Origin of the sequence: Streptodolium elevatio, assembly GCF_040649515.1 — a bacterium.
Lineage (GTDB): Bacteria > Actinomycetota > Actinomycetes > Streptomycetales > Streptomycetaceae > Yinghuangia > Yinghuangia elevatio.
In genome coordinates, this window is record NZ_JBEZFP010000249.1 from 1 (window position 1) to 4666 (window position 4666).

General features: G+C 70.8%; 2 protein-coding genes. One reads left to right on the forward strand and one right to left on the reverse strand.

The genetic code is table 11. The annotated features are described in order from the left end of the window. Window positions 1-247: 247 nt before the first annotated feature. A complete protein-coding gene (locus AB0C36_RS42490) occupies window positions 248-2707 on the reverse strand; it encodes a SulP family inorganic anion transporter (RefSeq protein ID WP_358364993.1) in 2460 nt (819 codons plus the stop codon). Between the two features lie 508 nt (window positions 2708-3215). On the opposite strand from AB0C36_RS42490, the gene AB0C36_RS42495 reads away from it, so the two are divergent. Next, window positions 3216-4535, forward strand: a complete 1320-nt coding sequence (locus AB0C36_RS42495) for a polysaccharide deacetylase family protein (protein WP_358364996.1) — start codon at window positions 3216-3218, stop codon at window positions 4533-4535. Window positions 4536-4666: the final 131 nt, after the last annotated feature.

Consider the following 4666-nt stretch of genomic DNA (forward strand, 5'->3'; position numbering starts at 1 on the left):
CGCATTGGTGCGCGGCCGGGCCGGGACGTCCGGCCGTCCCGGTGGTACGTATAATGTCGAATGGCCCCCTCCGGTCCTGGGGACGGTCCCGCCCCCCCCTCGCGGCGGGCGCGGAACCGTCAGGTCGGACCGGGTCCCCGGTGCGCACCGCCACGACGCCTAGGTCGTCCTGCGTGGCGGTGCGTGTCTGTGCTCACCCCTCTTTCGGAGCCGAACGGCCGGAGGTTGGGCGCGATTTCGGATTTCCTCAGGGCCTTCCCGCGGCGGCCGCTTCGAGGGCCTCCTCGGGCTGTGCGTCGGGCGCATTCCGGCTCGCGGGCCGGTCCAGCGGCGCGACGACGGGCTCGAACTGGCCGGTGGCGGCGTCGTGCACGTACATCTGCGCCGATGCCAGGTCGAAGTACAGCCCGAACAGGCGGAGTTGTCCGTCCTCGACGGCGCGGTGCACAACCGGGTGGCCGAGCAGGTTGTCGAGCTGCTGCAGCACGTTGGTGAGGCAGAGCTGCTCGACGGGCGACGGCGCGTACCCGGACAGCGTCGGGGCCGGCCGCTGCGTGTAACGCTCCACGCTGGTACGGCCGTTGACGAGCCAGCGGCGCAGGTGCGGGGTGTGGTCCGGGAGGCCCTGCGCGGCAGGGGCGGCTTCTGCGTCCTCGGCGTCGACACGGGACGCCTTGCCCGCGTCCGCGTCTGCGTCCGACGTCGTGGCGGCGCTGTCCGCGGGCACGCGGTCCGCGGACTCCTCGCCCCGGTCCGACGCTCCCGCGAGGAGTGCCTGCATCGCGCCGCAGCCCGAGTGGCCGCAGACGGTGATGCTGCGGACGCCGAGGACCGAGACCGCGTACTCGATGGCGGCGCCCACCGAGTCGTCGGCGCCCCCGTGTGTCTCCGACCCGTGCGGGTGCGGGGGCACAAGGTTGCCCACATTGCGCACGGTGAACAGGTCGCCGGGTCCGCTCGCGGTGATCAGGTTGGGGACGATCCGCGAGTCCGCACAGGTGATGAACAACTGGGCGGGGTTCTGCCCTTCGAGGGCCAGGCGTTCGAGGAAGGGTTGGACGAGCGGTGCGGTACGCAGCTGGAACTCCCGGGCACCGGCGACCAGCGGGTGCGCGGGCGGGCGGCCGCGCCGCGGGTGCAGGCGCTGCCAGTGCCACCACGGTGCGAACCAGCGCGCGGACGGGGTCGGCCCGATGCGGCGCGAGCCCGGCTGGCCGTCGGCGGCCCGGCCGTAGTGGTCGTCGTGGATCTCCTCGATCTCGACCTGCCCGCCGCGCGCGACATATGCGTTGCGCCACGTGTGCACGGCCTCGAACGCGGCCTGGTCGAGGTAGTCGACGGTCAGGTCGAGCACGACGTGTTCGCCCGCCGGCAGTTTGTCGAGGACGCGCGAGAGGCGCGGCACCGACAGGAAGGTGAGTGCGCCGTGCACCTCCACGTGCAGCGCGCCGTCGCGCTCGTACGTGTGCACCGTGCTCCGGCTGAGCCGCAGCAGCGCCATCACGACGGCCGCGATGACGCCGAGGGCCACACCCTCCAACACGCCCGCGACCACGACGCCGACCACGGTCGCGACGTACGCCGGGAATTCACGGTGCCGGTGCACATGGCGGATGTGCGCGCGGTTGACCATCTGCATGCCGACGACCATGACCAGCGCGGCGAGTGCGGCCAGCGGGATGCGCTCGACCATGCCGCCCAGGAGGCCGACGAACAGGAGGACCCACAGGCCGTGCATGATCGTGGCGGAGCGCGTGGTGGCGCCCGCACGGACGTTGGCCGTGGAGCGGATGGCGCCGCCCGAGATCGGGAAGCCGCCGACCATGCCGGAGACCACGTTGCCGACGCCTTGGGCGGCGAGTTCGCGGTCGAGGTCGGAGCGCTTGCCGTGGTGGAGGCGGTCGGTCGCCACCGCGGACAGCAGGGACTCGACGGCGCCGACGACGGCCACCGTCACCACGGCGGTGACCAGGCCCGCCCAGCCGAAGCCGACCGGGACCGAGGGCAGCGCCAGGGCGGCACCGGGCAGGTCCACGCGTGCGACGTCCAGGCTCGCCAGGGTGGCGACCGCGGTGGCGAGGGCCACGGCGACCAGCGGGCCGGGTACGCGCCGCAGCGCGTTCAGCCGCTTCGGCAGCAGCGGCCAGGCCAGCAGCACGGCCACCGTCAGTACGCCGACGGTCAGTTCGGGCATGCGCAATGCCGCCAGTTGGCCGGGGAGTTCGTGCAGGTTGTCGAGCGCCTCGCTCTGCGGCGAGCCGCCGAGGACCACGTGCAGCTGCGCGATGGCGATCACGATGCCGATTCCGGCGAGCATGCCGTGCACGATGGCGGGGGACAGCGCCAGCGCGGCGCGGGCGACCCTGGCGAGGCCGAGCAGGATCTGCAGGAGCCCCGCGACCACGGTGATCGCGCAGGTGACGCGCCAGCCGTAGATCGGGACCAGGCCGGCGACGACGACGGTCAGGCCCGCGGCGGGGCCGCTGATCTGGAGTGGCGCGCCGCCGAGGGTGCCGACGACGAGGCCGCCGACGACCGCGGCGATGATGCCGGAGGTCAGCGGGGCGCCGGCGGCAAGGGCGATGCCGAGCGAGAGCGGGATCGCGATGAGGAAGACGACCAGGGATGCGCCGAGGTCGTGGCGGACTACTGCGTGGGCACGCAGTGCGGTGCGGGCCGCCTTGGGCGGGCGCGTGGGGAGGGTCATGATCCCGTCTCCTCCGGGTGGTCAGCCGCCGCGGCCGGGGATCGGCTCGGGCGGTTGGTCAGGCGGTGGACTGGCGGGTGGCCGGGTGGCGGACGCCTTGTGAGCGGGTGCCTTGAGGGCGGGGTTGCCGTACGGCCGTGTTGCCTGGTGGGGGCGCGTCGGCGTTGCGGGCGGCTGGGCACGCGGCAGCCGAACGCCAAGATTGCACTAAGTAGTCTTTACGCTACCTTCAGTTTCTCATCGAGAAACGGTAAAAATCCCGCTCAAACGGGTGAAACAATTGCGCGCGTCGTCTCCGTGACCTTTCGGTCCACGTGCTAGTTGTCACCTACGGTGATGTGCTTTGCTTCACATCACCCGGTGGTGATCATTGCCATTTGCCGGGTATGCGGCGGTGGTTGCCGATAGTCCGTGCAACCGAAGCGGCTCCGGGGTGCGTGTCTGTGGGCAAGTGGTCGTGCCAGATGCGTCCCAAACCGCGGGGTCCTGCCAACAAATGAGGTGAACTGTGCGTTCTGTCCGAGGTGCCGCCGTCCTTGTGGTCGTGGCGGTGCTGGCCGCCATCGGCTTCGTCGTGTTCGCCAAGAGCGGTGACGACAAGGATTCCGGTGCCTCGCCGGCCAAGAACTCCGGCCCAGGGCCCAACGGCGGCTCCGGTTCGGACTCGCCGTCACCCACCGGCCCCCGCGAGGGCAAGCCGATCGGCGACGGGTCGACGAGCGACACCGGCCCGCAGCCGAACCAGCCCAAGGTGGAGAAGCTGAAGCCGGGGGAGAAGCCGCCGCAGTTCGTGGTCTTCTCGTGGGACGGCGCGGCCGAGATGGACGGTGTGAACCTCGTCTCCCGGTTCCGCAAGGTGGCGCGCGAGAGCAACGCGTACATGACGATGTTCCTGTCCGGGATCTACGTCCTGCCCGAGTCGAAGAAGTCGCTCTACCAGGGACCCAAGCACGGTCCGGGGGCGACCGACATCGAGTTCCTGCTCGACAAGAACGAGCGCGCCACGCTTCAGCAGATGCGTGAGTCGTGGCTCGAGGGCGACGAGATCGGCACCCACTTCAACGGCCACTTCTGCGGCGCCAAGGGCGGCGACAACTGGTCGGTGGAGGAGTGGAAGAAGGAGATCGAGCAGGCCTACTCCTTCGTGCAGAACTGGCGTACCAACTCCGGCTGGACCGACATCCCGTCGCTGCCGTTCGACTACAAGAAGGAGCTGATCGGCGGCCGGGCCCCGTGCCTGGAGGGGCAGAACACCCTGATCCCCGCCGCGAAGCAGTTCGGCTGGCGGTACGACGCCAGCTCGAAGGGCGGTCTCCAGGTCTGGCCGAAGAAGAAGGACGGCCTGTGGGACCTGCCGCTGCAGTCGCTGCCCTGGCCCGGGCCGGGCGGCAAGTCGCAGCTGTCGATGGACTACAACATCATGTTCCAGCAGACCAACGGCAAGAAGGACGCGCCGCAGTCGCAGTGGCCCGCGCTGGAGCAGCAGGCGACCGACTTCTACATGGGCGGCTTCGACCGCGCCTACAACTCGAACCGCGCGCCGCTGTTCATCGGCAACCACTTCGAGACCTGGAACGGCGGCGTCTACATGAACGCGGTCGAGAACACGATGCGCGGCGTCTGCAAGAAGGACGGCGTGCGCTGCGTCTCCTTCCGGCAGTTCGTCGACTGGCTGGACGCGCAGGACCCGGGCGTCGTCGCCAAGCTCCAGGGCCTCGGCGTCGCCCAGACGCCCGCCGACTGGGGCACGGTCACCGGCGGTTCCCAGGCCCCGGTCAACCCCGCGGGCTCCGCGCCGTACATCGCGCCCCCCGCGCGTCGCGACTGAGCATTCCCGGACGGCCGGGCGACCGGAGTCCCTGCAACGCCGGAGAGGGCGGGCCCGCACTATGCGGGCCCGCACTCTCCGGGTTCCGGATGGCGTGGAGAGAACCGCTCCGCATGATAGGAATGGGGTCG

Coding starts and splice junctions, on each gene's coding strand:
- AB0C36_RS42490 (WP_358364993.1), bottom strand. CDS start 2,707: ATGACCCTCCCCACGCGCCCGCCCAAGGCGGCCCGCACCGCACTGCGT.